Here is a 17,250-nt window from a genome sequence, read left to right as displayed (position 1 = left end):
TAGAACTGGTATAACCGCTATTTTTTGTTGTAGCCCGAAATTGACTGCATTTACCAGGCAGCCTTACTCTTAATATTTATATTCCGGGAAAAAGGTAAACTTAACTTGACTATTCAATATACAAAAAAATAATATTTTAATCAATATATTTTTTTTGCTTTTAGTAATAAATAATAGTAAAAAGGAAGTACAAGGGCTTGCGCAAACGTTTGCGCAAATTTTATATTAGAGGAGTACAAAAAGCATCCTTACTCACCAGAGAAAAATATATTAAAATATAATGGTATTATACTAATTATAATGTACCTTACCTAGCTCAATCCCTACAATCCGGTAGCGGTAAAATCCTTAATTGATCTACTTTTTAGTCCGTCTTTAAACAACTTAATCATGAAACAGGTTAACCGAAGAGATTTTCTTAAATCCACTATGGTGGCAGGCCTTAGTTCTTCTATATTAACTCCGGATATATTATCCAGCCAGAGTAAACCGGAAAACGTAACCACACCGCAAGTGTTTCCTACTAAGCCGGCTGGAAAAAAAGTAATTGTGGCCGGTGCCGGAATTGCCGGACTTTGCTGTGGGTACGAATTAATGAAACGGGGACACGAGGTAACGGTACTGGAAGGTTCACCGCGTCATGGGGGGCACGTACTTACCGTGCGGGATGGCTTATCGGATGGGTTGTACGCCGATTTTGGCGCCGAAAATATTACCCAGCCCGGTTACGAGTTGTTCTGGAATTACGCTAAACAATTTAACCTAACGGTACTTCCTTATCCTAAGCGGGAAAATGTTTTAAGACGCATTAAAGGCCAGTTTTATTCGGAAGAAATGCTGCGGGATCCTACGGTTTTGAAAAAGTTTGGGTTTAATGCCCGGGAAATTAAATATTTAAGCGAGAATGATTGGCCAGAATTAGATCTACTATACACCAAACCTTACCTAACAAAGTTTACGGATGAATACCAACCTTTTGGCGTAGGTTACGATAATTTAGACACTACTCCCATTGCCAATATTTTCCGCAAAGAAGGTGCTTCTAAAGCAGCCCTGGAGTTTTTAGGGGGACAAGAAACTTCGGCCCAGTTTGAATTATGGCGCCAGGCAATCTTACAAATGCGAGGTTTACCCCTTTATCCCAAGAAAGTATTCCGGCTGCAAAACGGAAACCAAAGTTTACCGAATGCCTTTGCCAAACAATTGGGAGAACGGGTAAAATTAAATTCTCCCATTACCGCTATCCGGCACGATCCAAAAGGAGTTATGGTTAAGTACCTGGAGTTTGGGAAAGAAAAAGAAATAACCGCCGATTTCCTGGCGAATTGTATTCCCCTGCCTGCATTTAGTAAAATAACCATGACTCCTGCCTTACCTCCCGAAAAACAATATGTGTTAGACCATATTGCTTATGATTCCTACGCCCGGTTTGTGTTTCAGGCCAGTTCTAAATTCTGGCTCAAAGATAATCTAAGCATTAACATGGAACTGAACCATCCGGAAATTGGCGGCATCTGGCAAGTAGCCGAGGAAATAGATACGCATCGGGTAGCCTTAATGGGCATGGGTCCTGGCGGCACAACACCCCAACGCGCCGTAGCTGCTTTCCGGGAAGTATACCCCGGCAAACAAGATACCATTGAGCAAGCCTTGGTAAAAGACTGGCCCAGCGAAAAATATGCTTTTACCTGCGAACGGCTTAATTTTGCCATGGGATCTTTGAAAAAATTATGGCCCCATGTAATGCGCCCGCACGGACGCATCCATTTTGCCGGCGCCTACGCTGACAACTTAAACTGGGGCATGGAAGCCGCCACACGCTCCGCCAACCGGGTAGCCCAAGAAATAGATCAGATAGGATAAGGTATATTATTAGCTTTTTGCTTGCTAGTAAGCGTTTTCTGTGGAGCCTTTCCAAGGCTCCATGCACAGGTTCCATCTTATTTGCGAAGCCTAAGTTTGCCTCATGGCCGGCAGGCCTCGTTAGGCTGTTTCGGGCGGTTTAGCGAACCTTGGCTCACTCCGTTGCGCCCTGCTGCTACCGCAGCACTGGAACGCTAAAAGGCCCTCCATAGCCAAACTGGTATCTTTGTACTTAGCTACTGATCATACTACTTATTATAACTCCTCCAATTATTTTATAAAATAAGGCAAGCTCCCCTCCTATTTTAGGAGGGGCAGGGGTGGTAAAAATAGTAACCTAATTCAAGTCACTAGCTTTAGGAAATTAGTAATTACTACAGTGTAAATATAAAAAGTTAGTAAAGACAGGAAAGGCTTTGGCTACCAGCAACTGACACCAGTTTGGCTATGGAGGGCCTTCCAAGGCTCCGGTTCTGCGCAGTAGAATTCTGACGCCAGGAGGAAAGGAAGCTTAGACCAGCCCGAAAGGGCCAAACGGGGCCTGCCGGCCACGAGGCAATCTTAGGCTTCTCAAATAAAATGGAAGCTGTGCATGGAGCCTTGGAAAGGCTCCACAGAATAGCATCAAAGTCCGTTATAGCAAAACTTCTTACTATTGCGTATTTAAACTGTTCTTATTTTACTTTTTACAACAGAGTAGAATAAAAAAAGAACGAGTGTTGGCACCCGTTCTTTTTAGCATTAAATTCAAAATAGCTTTAAAATTTATTTCTGAAGCTGAATGGTACGGTGAATAACCCCTGATTTAGTAACCAGGCGACTAATATATAGTCCACCAGGTAAGTTACGGGCATCCCACTCTAACTCGTACTGCTTACCGGCCTCTACGTTGCCGCTAAACAAAGTAGCTACCGGACTACCATTTAAATTATAAATAGTAAGGGAAGCATTACTTGCTTCGGCCGCTTGAAACTGAATTTTGGCTTTTTGTGCGACCGGGTTAGGAAATACGGTAAGCCCTTCGCTTTGCTTCTTGAGTTTATCAGTAATACTAGCTACATCGGCCAACACACTAGCCGCCCCAAAGAAAATGGTTTTGGTATCACCAGCCTTGCCCTTGGCCATGTCGCTGGGGTAAGTAGTAGCCGATAGCACGTACACGGCGGCGCTAAAATCAATACCATCTCCGGAACTACCCGCCATTTCATAAGGCTGCTTGTTCTCCACTTTAATAATGCCGTTTAAATTAAACTGTACACTGCCCACCTCCGCAGGACTGGTAATAGCCCGAATGTTTAATTTATCCGGCAGATCGGGTAAATACAAGATATTACCACTTTCCAGGGTTTGAATAACTTTACCGTTTGCTACATTAACCAACTCAAACCGAACAATTTGTTCTTCCAGAACTTTAAAATGAATGGTATACGGAATACCAACCTCGCCTTCTCCGTTCGCTTTGGTGTAGGGAGTAGCTGTTAAGGTATAATCCCCAGCCTTTAACTCAAAACTATCCGATGAATTTGGGTAATCGTAAGGTGCTTTATTTTCCGTTATTTTTTTACCATTTAGTTCCAGTACTACGCTGCCTACTTGCATCGGGCCAGTCATAGCCCGGAACCGTACCTTTTCGGTAGAAAGGCGGGTAAGATTCACTACAGTTCCTTCATTAATCATTTGAATTTCTTGCCCGTTGCTCGCATTAATTAAAGCAAAGGAGCGTGTTCCGGGTTTGGCTACGGCATTTACAGCTTCAAAAGCGTTCAGAAAACCATAGCCGGTATCAAAATCAAAACCCGGTTCTTCCATGTCAATGGCAGTTTCCTGCATGGTTTGCAAGATTTTTTCCCGACTTAGATTATGGCCAGCCGATTCCTGCATAAGTGCGGCTACGGCCGCCGCGTGCGGTGCAGCGGCTGAGGTGCCAAAAAAGTAATATTTGCCCTGGAATAACTGGTAGAAAAAGGTTGTATTACCGCCATCGGGTGCCATAATTTCCGGTTTTTGACGAACAACCTCTTTTATGCGTTTACCATCCGCATCAATCAAAATGGGAGTACCACCCGCAGAAGAAAAGCTCTCCGCCACTAGTTTGGGCGTACCGTAAGCGGGAGTATCGCCCCAAAAAACTGCCCCGGTGCTTACCGCTCCGGCCGCGTTGCTATGCCCTACTATAGTAGAGCTCTTGGTATCATGTTCCAAAGGTTCGGCATCGCCAAAGTTTATCCATTTAATGTATTGGGGATCCGGACCACTGTACTTAACTATGGAGATATCAAGGTCGACACTTTCGGTTGTATCCGTAACAATCCCGAGGTACTCTACCGGATCATTGCCTCCATTTTTATCCAGAGAAGAAAGATAGGTTAGCAATTCCCCTTTATAAAAAACCAATACATCCAAATCAGTTTCTGCTCCTGGTAAGCCACTCACCGAATAGAAAGGATCATCCCATTGCAGCGGAGCACTGAGTAATCCCCCTTTGGGGATACGAATGGTTTGCGTGATATCACCCTTACCAAAGTCGTGGGCTACGCCGTAATTTACGCCATTTACTACTATGTTTTTACCGGAATTTTTAAATTTAGCCTGGTACGATTGACGGGCGCTGTTCCCTGCTGCGCTAAAGTAGGCTACATTTTTTTTCGCTACTTCATCTACCGCTTGGGCAATAATACCGTCTTGAAACATGGGTTCAAATGGGTAGTACACGTCATCGGTAATAATATTACAACCGGCTTTTTGCAAGTCCAGAATACCTTGCGCAAAATTTGCTTGCCCTAAAAAAGCCGTATGAAAGGCCAACTCGGCGGCAGGGGCCACATCGTGGATAAGTTCAATCATAGCCCGACCTTCATCAATGTTCGAAAAATTAATATAATCTTCTAACACTTGCACGGGAGTAGTATAACCATTGGGGTTGCCCTTGCCAGGTATATCACCAGATTTAACACCTTTTTCTGCCCCAGCCCGGCTGTTATAGCTGTCGGATAATACTCCTATTTTGTTGCCTTTGCCTTTTAAAACCTGGTACTTTCGCACGGAATCGGCGTACATAGCTACGTCGCCTTGACTAGTAACCTCCCCTATTCTATTAATGGGTTTATACCCAGGTCGGGCAAAATGCAAATTAGGCAGAGCCGCAACTTTATCTAATTTACCAATAGGCATTAAGCCCGAAACCATCCGGCCATAAGAGGCGGCATGAGTCATGCCTAATGCTTTTAGATCGGCGAGCAGTTGGGCCGTTTGGTTGGGTTCGGCTACTGCCTCTATAACCACGTAATCGCCCTGTATTTGCAGCAGGCTTTTCTTGGTTAGCTTGCCCGGACCAGGCTTCAGAATAGCATTTGTTCCTGCTTTGTGACTAATCTGCAGTTCGGCTAACTCGGAGCCAATTTTAGCTAAAGGATGCGTAGCCGACATTTTGTAATTGGGTTTAGAAGGCGTTTGCGCGCGAACTACCAAACCGGGTAAGATTACCAACCAACAAAAGAGTGTAAGCTTAAAAGTTTTGATTTGGAAAAAGTGAATCATGTGCCTTTGCGTTAAATGATAAATGATTAAAAATCAAAAATTCTCCCTGTTCCAAATTAATACCGGTAGTTACTAGTATAATACTGGCGGGGCAGCTATGGAGCGAAATAAATTGTAAGCTTAAAAGGTATTGATATTGGGTACTAATGAAGTGATAAATTAACTACTAGATTACCTTATAATTGTTGCGATTTATTTGACTCAATTTTAAATAAACAAGAGAAATAATAAAATCTTAATAAATAATAGGCTTAGGTCGATTTACAGTAATAAGTTCTCAGTATCTTTTAACCGAAAACCGGAAAGTTGTAAGCGTAAGGACTCTTTTATTAAATATAATAATTTTTCAGCAGCCACCGCGTACGTAAGGCCTGCAGGTCGAATGTTAGATAGGCAATTACGGGATTCGTCGGTTAAACCTGGCTGGGGTTGATAGGTAAAATAAGCGCCCATGCTGTCCGGAGAGCTTAAACCCGGCCGTTCGCCAATTAAAATTAAAGCCACTTTGGCATTCAAGGCAGCTCCTATCTCATCGCTTATCGCTACGCGGGCTTGTTGCACCACCGTTACCGGCGACAGGCTTATGCCCGCCGCTCGCAGCCCCGGAATTAAGACTTGCAAAAGGGGTAGTGCATTTACGTTAATTGCCTCCGCCGATAAACCATCCGCTAAAATAAGGGCTATATCGGCAACAGGCGCGGCGAGTTTTGTTAATTGCTGCAGAGACTCTAAATTTAACTTACGCCCCCAATCCGGACGCTGTAAATATTCTTGCCGGTTGATTACCTGACTTTTTAGTAAATAAACCGGTAAAGCAAATTTTGTTTCAAGAGCATGAATTAATTCTGAGGTATTTAATTCGGAAAACACCGCATCGCGGGCATGGGCATGCGCCAGTTTAAATTGCAGAGAAGGTTTTAAGGGTTCGGATACACCAGCATGACCTAAAGCAATACGGGCATCTGTAAAGGCACGTAACGAAACCCAGGGATCAGCCCCATCCGGTTTAGAGTCAGGTAATGATTCGTCTTCCATCTTTTTACTTAACTAATAAGGCATCCCTATCCAGAAATTAAACGCTTAATTTTTTGAGCAAATGATTAGCAGAATACTACACCGAATATTGAGCGATATAATAGAATAAAGTAATTTTGACTAAATAACTGTATGCGTTAAGATTTTTCAATTTTTGTACCACCTGGTGTGCTGATACACTTGAATTTACTAATTCTAACAACACCTCTCTAAATAGTAGTTATAAACAACCCCAGCTAATATAATATAAAGATTTAATGTATTTTAATCCAATGGCTGCAGCAAAGGATGACTATTACCAACAGGTAGAATCTGGCCTGCTTGGTTCATGATTCCTTGCTGGAGTAACCACTGTTCAAACTCGGGAGCAGGTCGTAAACCTAGCACCTTACGGGCATACAAAGCATCATGAAAAGAAGTAGACTGATAATTTAACATAATATCATCGGCCCCGGGTACGCCCATGATAAAATTGCAACCGGCCACCCCTAAAAGTGTCAGCAGATTATCCATGTCGTCCTGGTCGGCATCGGCGTGATTGGTATAACAAATATCTACCCCCATGGGTAAACCCATAACTTTGGCGCAAAAATGGTCTTCCAAGGCTGCCCGGATAATTTGTTTACCATTATACAAGTATTCCGGGCCAATAAAGCCAACTACCGAATTTACTAAATGCGGTTTAAAGTGGCGGGCTACGGCATATGCCCGGGCTTCGCAGGTTTGCTGATCGACGTTCGCGTGCGCATTGGCCGACAAAGCGCTGCCTTGTCCTGTTTCAAAATACATTACGTTATTCCCGATGGTGCCGCGCTTTAAAGACAAAGCCGCTTCGTACGCTTCTTGCAACAAAGCCAGGTTAATTCCAAAACTCTGATTACCTTTTTCGGTACCGCTAATAGATTGAAATACTAAATCTACGGGAGCCTGCTGCTCTATTAGTTCCAGGGTAGTGGTAACATGGCATAAAATACAACTTTGGGTAGGAATGGCGTATTGCTGCCGCAGGTAATCGAGCATTTCGAGCAGAAGCACTGCAGTAGCCGGATGATCGCTGGCCGGGTTAATACCAATAACCGCATCGCCGCTACCATTTAGTAAGCCATCCAGCACCACGGCAGCAATACCTTTCGGATGATCAGTTGGATGATTGGGTTGAAGCCGCGTAGCTAAATGGCCTTTTAACCCAATGGTATTCCGGAACCGCGTAATTACTTCACATTTCTGAGCCACCAAAATTAAATCCTGGTTACGCATGAGTTTACTCACGGCAGCCACCATTTCGGGAGTAAACCCGGGAGCTAATTGTTGTAAAGTAGCCGTATCGGCCGTTTCACTTAATAACCAATCGCGCAATTCTCCCACCGTAAAATGACTTACCGGAGCAAAGGCCGCCGCAGAATGCGTATCTATAATTAATCGGGTAACTTCATCTTCTTCGTACGGAATAAGCGCTTCGTTTAAAAAAGTCCGGAGCGGCACATCGGCCAACGTTAACTGCGCTGCTACCCTTTCCTCATAATTAAGAGCGGCTAACCCAGCTAAAACGTCCCCGGAACGATACGGCGAAGCTTTGGCCAGTAATGTTTTTAAATCCGGGAAAGTATAAGTATGCTGGCGTATGGTATACCGGTAATTCATTATTCCGAATGGTTAGAGGTCGGATTAATCAGGGGTAATCCGGCCGCGGATATAGATTTTATCGTAACATCGTGGCTCGAAAGCTTTTTATGGCTACCGGTTAAAAAGAAAATAATAAGAGTAAACAGCAAACCGGCCAGAAACAGGCAACACAACCAGATATAGTAATACAAAAAGGCGAGGGCCGCAACCACAGCCAACAAAAAAGCCACAGCCGGAAAGTAAGGGTAAAACGGAGCTTTAAAAGGCCGGGATAAATGGGGTTCTTTCTTCCGTAAGATAAACAGGCTCACCATACTTACTAAATACATTACCACCGCTCCAAAAGTAGATAAGATTACCAGTTTACTCGTATCCAGGAAAAATAAAGCCAACATTCCAAAACCAGCACCCGCTAATAAGGCCACGTGCGGTGTTTTAAAACGAGGATGAATCCGGGACAAAGCAACAGGTAAATACCGGCTCCGGGCCAAAGCAAACAATTGCCGCGAATAAGTAAGTATAATACCGTGAAAAGAAGCTATTAAACCAAACAAACCAATACCGGCAAAAAGCTGGGTAACAGGGTTGTTTTTTCCTAAAACCAAGCCAATGGCGGCGGGTAAGGGATAATCAATAGCAGCCAGGTTTTGCCAGTTAGTAATGCCGCCGGTAACAATCATTACGGCTAAAGCCAACACGAGTAAAGTTAAAATACCGGATATATAACCTTGAGCGATAGCTTTTTTACTATCTTTTACTTCTTCGGCCACCATGGCTACTCCTTCAATGCACACGTATAACCATATAGCAAAAGGCAGAGCTGCAAATACGCCCCACCAACCAAAAGGCAAAGGATTTAGTAAAAAATTTTCGGTTTTAAAAGCGGGAGCTACAATTCCCAGGTAAACGACTAATTCCAGCACGGCTAAGGTTGTTACCACCACCGAAAACAGCGCCGATTCTTTTACACCCAGTACGTTTAAGCCGGTAAAAATAACGTAGCAACCTAAAGCCGTAACTAGAACAGGTATTTCGGGATATAAAAAATGAACATAGCTGCCTAAGGCAAAAGCAATAGCAGGCGCGGCAAAAACAAATTCCACCAAGGTAGCATAGCCAGCCACCAAAGCTCCCACCGGACCCATGGCGCGGTAGGCATAAGCAAAAGGACCACCCGCGTGCGGAATAGAAGTAGTTAGTTCGGTAAAACTAAAAACGAACGTTACGTAAAACAGAGTTACCACCAAGGTAGCTACTAAAAAACCTAAAGTACCCGCTACACCCCAACCGTAGTTCCAGCCAAAATATTCGCCCGAAATTACTAAACCAACCGCCATCGCCCATAAGTGAACAGGCTTTAAAACTTTCTTTAATTCTGGTTGGTTAGTAGCCATATTAATTAATTAAAGCGAGTATCAAAAATTACGGCAATGATGAGTAAATAACTAAAATTATCAGGAATTTACCTAAAAATAAAAGCTAATCCCATGAATTTAGTATATAATTATTGAGATTAATATTTAAAATTAATCTACTATAAAAAAGTATCAGCTTTTACTTTTAGTTAGTTATATTTTATATCTGAAAAGTTAAAGACGCGTTTAAGAGTATGAATTTGGTATAGATTAATCTCACTAAATGTATCTATGTTTAAACTTAATATGATCTTTTATTATTGTTATTTACGATTATGAAATTAACGATAATAATTTCTATAAATTAAGAAGCAAAATTATTTAAAGTAAATCCGCCTCCTCAATAGTGGTTATTCGGGAGGAACCTTTTGAGCTACGTAGCTAACTCGTTTTCTGCTAAATAACCGAGTGGGACAGTAAAAACAGCATAAATAGATTTTTCATATTGCTATTAGTACGGCTCTTGGCTGTTTGTATAAGTAAGTGCTTCTGTTGAACGCACATTAATTATCTAAAATCAAATATTAATAAATAAACCAATTTAATTCCTTATATTTAGATAAATATAATAAAACATATATAAACAAATAAATGATTTGTTTGTTCTAAATTAAATTCTATTGCCCATAACTCGCCAAAAAAGTGAACCAGAAGCTAAGTATGAAGGTTTATACAATAGAGATTTCTGTAATATTATCAGAAAGGCTATCCTTTTAGTAAAAGTATAATTTTGAATTATGCTAATTCGTAATTTGTATTATTTAACTATAGCAAATTTATTTGTGGATAGTTATAGTTATTTTTGAAAATTCATCGTTAACAATAATTGAATGTCTAAATTAAATAGAATTATGCAAGTATTAGCTTATATAGTAAGTCCGCTTATTCGAATTTTTACCGTGGTTAAAAGCAAATATGTGGTTCAACAACCAGCATTGGCTTTAGTGCCAGTTAGAAGATAATTTCTGAGGCACCCATTCTCTGGCAATTCTCGCTTATTTAATATAGATAAGAAGAGAGTTAGATAATAAGATTATTAATTTTAGCGGTACTAAGGTAAAGAGGCTTTTAATTCAATTTTCAACGAGATTAAATTATAAATTCATTTTTTTATAGCAGTCTTCTCACTTCCTGTTTTCAGAAATTGTTTATTAAATCTGCCTCTTTACTTAGTATTTGCTTAACCTACAATATAATTCCTCTTTTACTCTTTCCCCTGTTTTCTTTCCTTTTTAAGCCCAATTTTTACCAAATTCTTAACCGGCTTTAATCTGGCTACTCTACATTTTCCTCTATTAACCCGGTTTTTAATTAAATGGACACTAGTATCAAGATATTAGCTGCTAGACATTTGGGATTATACAATAAGGAAAAAGTATGTATAACTTGGTTATGGTTCTGGAAGGTTTCGGACAATAATTATTAAAAACGGAAATCAGTGGTTATTTGCACCGATTCATATTTGTATTCCAGCGCGTTTGTTCTTTGAGTAATACCGATGTGGTTAAAACCATGCATAAAGCGGGCATTAAAACTTAAAAATTTACTTACCCGAAATCCCAATCCACCACTTAAGCCAATACTCCGTTCTTCTGTTTCGTGGGTAGTATTAATTGTTTGCCCATTCGTTTCTTCTTTCGCTGCAATTAACAATTCGAATTGCGGCCCCACCATTATTACAACTTTGGGCAAAATCCGGTATTTAAGCATTAAGGGCAAAGACAAATAACTGTGGTTATATTTCGTATTTAAGCTCTGGTGCTCACCATTGGTTTGAGAATACAAATATTCTTGTTGAAGCGAAAAATTATACGGCAAAGGAACCTCCAATAAAAAGCCAAGTAGAAAACCTGGCCGCCAGGAAGATGCCACCGGAGTAGTTGGAGTGGGGTAACCTTTATTGAAATTCATATTGGAGTAGTTCAACCCGAATTTAAACCCATAATGCACCGCGTGCCGAACCGGATTTACTTCCGTATTCGTTTGAGCTACTACTTTAAAATAAATAACGCAAAAGAATAAGATTAGTAAAAGTTTTTTCATGTTCCTGGAAAACTTAAAAGCTGTTAAGCAGCTAGCCTAGTTTAATCATTGTACTTATAAGAAGCGGGTGGGTTTATGATAGTTAAATCAGGAAACTGTTTCGCTCTTAAAAAATTAAAAAATTCTCTTTAGTTTATGATCTCACCACCTTACAGGAGCTTGCAACAGATTAATGGTTACTAAAATTACCTTTAATGGATAAACTTCTAAAATGCGAAACAGCTTCTACGTTTTACTAATTTACGGCTTTTGGCAGGTTGATTATTTATTCAATTATTAATTTCTCTTGCCGGGCGCCGGAGGTGCTTACCGTTTTTATTAGGTAAACGCCCGCTTTTAGTGACCCAGGAAGTGAAATAGTTGTATTAACTTTTCCCTGGTAATTGGTAATAAGGGTTTGGGAGAGAACCGTACGCCCCGCTACATCGTGTAAGGTAACAAATACAGGTTCTTCTTTGCCGAAATTTTCTAAAGTCACATATAAGTGATCGGTTGTCTTGATAGGATTAGGAAAGATTTTCAGCGAGCGGTTAGTTCTATTTTCATTCAGGTTTTTAGGATAATCAGCGATACCGGTTACTAATTTAGCTGTGTCTTGTTGTTCCTGAATAACAATAAAATAATTACTTAAAGAGCCTTCCGCGGGATTAGCCCGGTTACCATCAAAGGTGATGGGGCCAGCGGTGAACAATTGGCTATAAAGCTGGTAACGATTATTCTTCGGATCATTTACTAAAATTTCTTCGTTGAGCTTTTGCCAGCTTTCTAACCAGGCCGGTAAAATGGTTACCCTTGGATCATACGCCACGTAAACCATAGCCGGTCGCATTAGTTGCAGCGAAAATACACCGGCATTGGTATTGTATTTATCGTCGTTAGGGGTTTTCACGATAAGTGAATTTAGTAAAGATTCCGGTACCGAGGTAGTCACGTAAGGGCGGTCGGTGTAAATAGGCACGCCGAGCTTTAAAGTATCTAATTCGTACTGTAAATTGCTGTTGCTGGCTAAATTGCTTACCAGGGATGTATCCGTAATTGTAAAATTTATTTTTAAAGTAGTTCCCGGTAAACCTTTCCCCTGAGCCGCCGAATAAGGCGTAATATCTAAAGAATATTCGCCTGGTACTGGCCGCCAGGGAACATAAGAAGAATCAGGTCGGTCGCCCAGTAAAGCGTAAGGCATCTTAGATTCGGTTTGCGTGATGGTTTGCGGACCATTCAATTGAAATACCACGCTACCTACCGTATCCGGGCTGGTAGAGGCCCGGATACTAATATCGCGGGTAGGTAAATTGGCCAGATTAACGGTGGCACCTTTGCCGATTAACCGGATCTCTTCGCCGTTCGCGGCATTTACTAAAGCTACCCGAATTATTTTTTGATTTGTTAAGGGATCACCCACGTAGGTGCGCTGCACGTTTTTACCGCCGGTATAATACAATTTTCCCCCGATTACTCCCGCCACCCCACCACGCATAATAATAGGTAATTGCGTCAGATTCGTCCAGGTGTTCGTAGCCGGGGTATAAGCCGACACCAGCCGGGTTCCTTTTTGAAATTGGTATTCGCCCCCAATTACAATTATCTGGTTTCCTTTTACCACTACCGAGGATGAAATATGGGCTATACCGCGGGTTCCTTCCTGCACCGGAATGTCGGCTAATTGTGTCCAGGTATCTGTTTGCGGATCGTAAGCATGCACCAGGCGGAAGGCAACGGAACCTTCGTCGTGGCCGGTTTGGCCTCCAATAAAGTAAATTTTCCCTTCGTATACGGCCGAACCAGCGTGTTGCCGCGGACTCGGTAAGGGAGCTAAAGTATCCCAACCCGCAGCCAGGTTATCTAAATCTAGCACGTAATGATCCCCTAAATCAATTTTAGCCACCCGGTCGGTGCCGGCAATGTAGTGCAGTTTTCCCTGCAGGTACTCTAACTGGCCGGTGGCGCTTATTTGCGGCAAATCTGGTAAACGCTCGTATTGGTCTTTGTTTACCACGTACTTCCAAACTTCTTTGGTGCCTAAAATCTGGCCTTTACCGTTGGCATTGGAGGTATACCCGCCGGCAAAATAAATATCGTTATTATCTGTGGTAAAACCAGCGTGCGTTACCCCGCCGTAATTAGTGCCGTTCATGGGCGGCATAGGAGCAATTGGCTCCCAGGTATTAATGGCCGGATCAAAATAATGAGCGCGGCTCGTAGGAGTAAAACCCGATTTCTGGCTATCGAAACCGCTGAAGGTATACCATTTTCCGTTTACGACCTTGCCCTGCCCTTCGTAAAATATATAAGGCTGATTGGCTACGGAACTCCAGGTTATTTTAGCCACGGCAGGTTCTTCGGTTGGGGGAGTAAGTGTAATAGCCACCATGGCACTATCCGCCAGACCGCTAGGATCCAGTGCCTGTATGTTTAACTGGTAACTACTTTGGGTATGCCGGTTTAAATTTTTAGCAACGCTTAAAGCACCCGTGACAGAATCCAGGACAAAGGCCTGGTTGGTATTGCCGGTAATAATTGTATAGGTTAAAACCTCACCATCAGCATCGGTAGCTTTTACGGTTCCAATAGTACTACCTGGGGTTGTACCCTCCGGAAGAGTAATAGTATACTGTTCTTTTTCGAATACCGGCGCTGAAGAAAAAGTAAGTGCAGCCGAACGAATAAATGTTTCAGCGGCCGCTGGTAAGGTAGAGCGATTCGGAATTACTTTTTTAGAAGTGTTTTCAGGGAAAGCTGCCCGGGAAGTTAAACTAATAAAAATACCAAGTCCGAATAGAAGAACCAGCAGGAATCTAGAATAAAAAGGAACCGTAACCATAACACAATAAGTAAAGTTTTAAATATAAGCTTCAGGTTTATAATGAATAAAAACGGGTAGGAGCACTTTTTTAATTACTTACTATTACTGCAAAAAAGTGAAAGCAGTTGCCACAAAATTTACGCAAGTACGGGTAGAATTCTTTGATTATATCTTTACTGTAAGCAACCCCGGCCGTAGTTCAGGATACATATATTAATACCTAGTCAGTAGCTGAAGTATTAAGTAAGGCTTATTTTAAAAAAGACTTTCTAATTTTACTTACTTGTATTAAATACATTTGGTTGAATATATTTTCCGGAAGTTCCTAAAAATAAAAGAACCATTGCTGAAATGTAGTGGGCTCACTCATTTCAGCATTGGATCTGAAGTAAGTTTAACTGAGAGAAATAAAACCTGAGGCTTTTCCTAAAGTGGGCCATTATCGCGAACACCTTCCTTGTTCTGCCACTTACTTTGGCTAAATTCTAACCTTTTCTATCTTAACCTTTGGGTCTATTTACTTATATTCTTACCGGTGAAAACACCCAACCAGCGCTTTTAATTAGTAAACTTTAAATTACGAAACAGATGCTAAATTTTACCGTGTAATCTTTACATAGAGGTAGTGCCAAATAGGTGAAAAATGATTAAAATTACCTGATTATCTTTTCTTCCATGAACTATCCATTTGTCCAGTCGAACCGGTTTAAGGTAGCTCCTACCTGCCCTTGCGGCAAAAATAACCGGGACGGCAAGTTCTCTCCAATTATTCTGGATGGGGTACCTAACCCGGCTTTCGGTCACTGCCATAGCTGCGGTCAAAGCTTTTTTCCGAATGCAACATCAAAAGAAGTTTCTTTAAGCCCCGTAATTACTCTCCTGCCTAAAACGCCGGCCCGTATCATTGCCGCCGATCTGGTTCAAAAAACGCTTAAAAGTTATAATCTCAACAATTTTGCGCTTTGGTTACAGAACAAATACCCGACTACCGCCGATTATTTATTAAATTACTTTTCGATTGGCACTACCAAAGCAGGCGGCACCTTGTTCTGGTACCAGGATAAAGCGGGAAACTATAGAAAACCCAAACGCATTTACTACAAACCTGACGGCCACCGGGTAAAAGCAAGCGAAGACGAAACCAAAAGCAAGCCCAGCCCATTGATGTTCACCAACCAGCAAGGTTACGAGTATTGTTTGTTCGGGGAGTTTCAATTAGGTACATACCCCGCAACGGCAAAAATAGTAATGGTCGAAAGCGAGAAATCAGCCATAATCGGGCACGTGCATTTTCCGGATTTTATTTGGGTGGCTACCGGCGGGGCGGTTAGCTTAAAAAAAGAACGCGCCGTTGTACTGCAAGGCCGCAAAGTGATGATTATTCCGGATATGCACCAAACCGGCCGCGAAGGCGCTTTGCGCATGCAAACTATTCTAAAAGGAGTAGGTTGCCGCACCCGCATTCTGGAAATGGACAAACACCGCCAAGACGGCGACGATATTGCCGATATCCTGGTGCGCCGCTCCGGACTGCTATAGAGATTCAACTAGTTTAAGTTTGAACGTGAGTTCGCGATAAGGATCGAATAGCTAAAAGGATAAACTACCTTTTCTCCTCCCCCAACCCCCTCCAAAGGGGGACAAAGGGTTCTCAACCTATCCCATATCGCGAGCGTCCTAGCTCGTGATGATTATCGTCCGGCCTCTGGCTGGCAGGAATTTATTGCTGATTAACTCTAAATCCAAGTTTATCAGTTTGCCCAGCCAGAGGCCTACCACTTGGCCAAACACGAGCGTTGGGTACTCGCACCAGCTTTTCGACCAGAGAACTTAACAGCCCTGCCTTCTAACGGGTACTTTTTACTAATTTTTAAAAATTTGAATAAAATTAGTTTTGACAACTTTACGTTTACGGCACAATTACAATTTTTCCGGTTGTATGTTTGGTTTGAATCTGATTAAAAGCATCTACGGTTTGGTCCAGGGAATACGTTTGGCTCACGTGTACTTTTAGCTGACCATTATCCGCTAATTCGCGCAAGTGATCGAGCTGGGTACTATTGGGTTCCACGAATACGTATTGAAAATCAATGGCTGGGTCCAAGCCGTCGCCGTGGTGCAAAATGGAAACCAACTTGCCTCCCGGCTTCAGAGCCGATAAACTTTGCTGCAAAGTTTCGCCGCTCGCGCAGTCAAAAACTAAATCTACGCCGTCGGGTACTAACGCTTTTGCGGCAGCACCAATATCGCCTTGCCTGTAATCTATGGTAAAATCAGCGCCGAGTTGTTTCATGAAGTCGTGGTTTTTCGCGCTGGCTACTCCTATTACTTGGGCGCCTTTAGCTTTAGCTAACTGAATACCCAAACTACCCACTCCACCGGAAGCTCCCAATATCAACACGGTTTGGCCCGCTTGCAGCTTGCCCGCATCGAACATTGACTGGTAAGCCGTAAGCCCGACCAGCGGAATGCCGGCAGCTTCTTCAAAAGAAAGTGTTTCGGGTTTATGCGCCAGGTAACTCTCCGGAATAACAATATACTCGGCAAAAGTACCGTACTGCACCATTGGTCGCCGGGCATAGGCGTACACCTCGTCGCCGACCGCAAACCGGCGGGCACTAAAACCCCGGTCTTCTACCGTGCCGGCCATGTCCCAACCAGGAATAATGGGGAAAGTATAAGGCAAATAATCTTTTAAATAACCTTCCCGCACACCGGCATCCACTGGGTTTACGCCCGCTGCCTTTAACCGGACCAACACCTCGCCTTCTTTTAATTCCGGAATAGCAATGCTGCGAATTTGAATTTTATCTACCCCGCCAAACTCTTCGTAAACGGCCGCTTTCATCTGTTTTTCCATGGTATTTCGTTATAAGTCTTTGGGGGTTATACCGGATTTAGCAGGAGGAGGTTAAATACTTTGGTATAATA

General features: G+C 42.4%; 9 protein-coding genes. 2 read left to right on the top strand and 7 right to left on the bottom strand.

Annotation, left to right across the window (positions count from 1 at the left end):
* Positions 1-390 precede the first annotated feature (390 nt).
* Positions 391-1,863 carry a flavin monoamine oxidase family protein gene (locus HUW48_RS08550; RefSeq protein WP_182415281.1) on the top strand — a complete coding sequence of 491 codons (1,473 nt, stop codon included), beginning with the start codon at positions 391-393 and terminating at the stop codon, positions 1,861-1,863.
* 765 nt (positions 1,864-2,628) lie between these two features.
* Here the strand turns inward: HUW48_RS08550 and HUW48_RS08545 are convergent.
* The 6 genes from HUW48_RS08545 to HUW48_RS08520 form a co-directional block, all read right to left on the bottom strand.
* Positions 2,629-5,400, bottom strand: a complete 2,772-nt coding sequence (locus tag HUW48_RS08545; protein WP_182415280.1) for a S8 family serine peptidase — start codon at positions 5,398-5,400, stop codon at positions 2,629-2,631.
* A 261-nt stretch (positions 5,401-5,661) separates the two neighbouring features.
* On the bottom strand, positions 5,662-6,435 hold the full coding sequence (gene eutC, locus HUW48_RS08540) for an ethanolamine ammonia-lyase subunit EutC (RefSeq protein WP_182415279.1): 774 nt from the start codon (positions 6,433-6,435) through the stop codon (positions 5,662-5,664).
* A gap of 264 nt (positions 6,436-6,699) precedes the next feature.
* A complete protein-coding gene (locus tag HUW48_RS08535; protein ID WP_182415278.1) occupies positions 6,700-8,076 on the bottom strand; it encodes an ethanolamine ammonia-lyase subunit EutB in 1,377 nt (458 codons plus the stop codon).
* A complete protein-coding gene (gene eat, locus HUW48_RS08530) occupies positions 8,076-9,452 on the bottom strand; it encodes an ethanolamine permease (RefSeq protein WP_182415277.1) in 1,377 nt (458 codons plus the stop codon). Before eat ends, HUW48_RS08535 begins: the two co-directional genes overlap by 1 nt.
* A gap of 1,443 nt (positions 9,453-10,895) precedes the next feature.
* Positions 10,896-11,516, bottom strand: a complete 621-nt coding sequence (locus HUW48_RS08525; protein ID WP_182415276.1) for a porin family protein — start codon at positions 11,514-11,516, stop codon at positions 10,896-10,898.
* A gap of 265 nt (positions 11,517-11,781) precedes the next feature.
* Positions 11,782-14,337, bottom strand: a complete 2,556-nt coding sequence (locus HUW48_RS08520; protein ID WP_182415275.1) for a Kelch repeat-containing protein — start codon at positions 14,335-14,337, stop codon at positions 11,782-11,784.
* A gap of 657 nt (positions 14,338-14,994) precedes the next feature.
* On the opposite strand from HUW48_RS08520, the gene HUW48_RS08515 reads away from it, so the two are divergent.
* Positions 14,995-15,858, top strand: coding sequence for a DUF6371 domain-containing protein (locus HUW48_RS08515; RefSeq protein ID WP_182415274.1), 864 nt, complete (start codon positions 14,995-14,997; stop codon positions 15,856-15,858).
* 370 nt (positions 15,859-16,228) lie between these two features.
* Here HUW48_RS08515 and HUW48_RS08510 read toward each other — a convergent pair whose 3' ends face one another.
* Positions 16,229-17,179, bottom strand: coding sequence for an NADP-dependent oxidoreductase (locus tag HUW48_RS08510; protein ID WP_182415273.1), 951 nt, complete (start codon positions 17,177-17,179; stop codon positions 16,229-16,231).
* Positions 17,180-17,250 lie beyond the last annotated feature (71 nt).

It is taken from the genome of Adhaeribacter radiodurans (assembly GCF_014075995.1).
Taxonomy (GTDB): Bacteria; Bacteroidota; Bacteroidia; order Cytophagales; family Hymenobacteraceae; genus Adhaeribacter; species Adhaeribacter radiodurans.
Note: the sequence above shows the minus strand (reverse complement) of the source record. Positions and strands in the feature narration are given on the sequence as shown.

Coding starts and splice junctions, on each gene's coding strand:
- eat (WP_182415277.1), bottom strand. CDS start 9,452: ATGGCTACTAACCAACCAGAATTAAAGAAAGTTTTAAAGCCTGTTCAC.
- HUW48_RS08525 (WP_182415276.1), bottom strand. CDS start 11,516: ATGAAAAAACTTTTACTAATCTTATTCTTTTGCGTTATTTATTTTAAA.
- HUW48_RS08520 (WP_182415275.1), bottom strand. CDS start 14,337: ATGGTTACGGTTCCTTTTTATTCTAGATTCCTGCTGGTTCTTCTATTC.
- HUW48_RS08550 (WP_182415281.1), top strand. CDS start 391: ATGAAACAGGTTAACCGAAGAGATTTTCTTAAATCCACTATGGTGGCA.
- eutC (WP_182415279.1), bottom strand. CDS start 6,435: ATGGAAGACGAATCATTACCTGACTCTAAACCGGATGGGGCTGATCCC.
- HUW48_RS08515 (WP_182415274.1), top strand. CDS start 14,995: ATGAACTATCCATTTGTCCAGTCGAACCGGTTTAAGGTAGCTCCTACC.
- HUW48_RS08510 (WP_182415273.1), bottom strand. CDS start 17,179: ATGGAAAAACAGATGAAAGCGGCCGTTTACGAAGAGTTTGGCGGGGTA.
- HUW48_RS08545 (WP_182415280.1), bottom strand. CDS start 5,400: ATGATTCACTTTTTCCAAATCAAAACTTTTAAGCTTACACTCTTTTGT.
- HUW48_RS08535 (WP_182415278.1), bottom strand. CDS start 8,076: ATGAATTACCGGTATACCATACGCCAGCATACTTATACTTTCCCGGAT.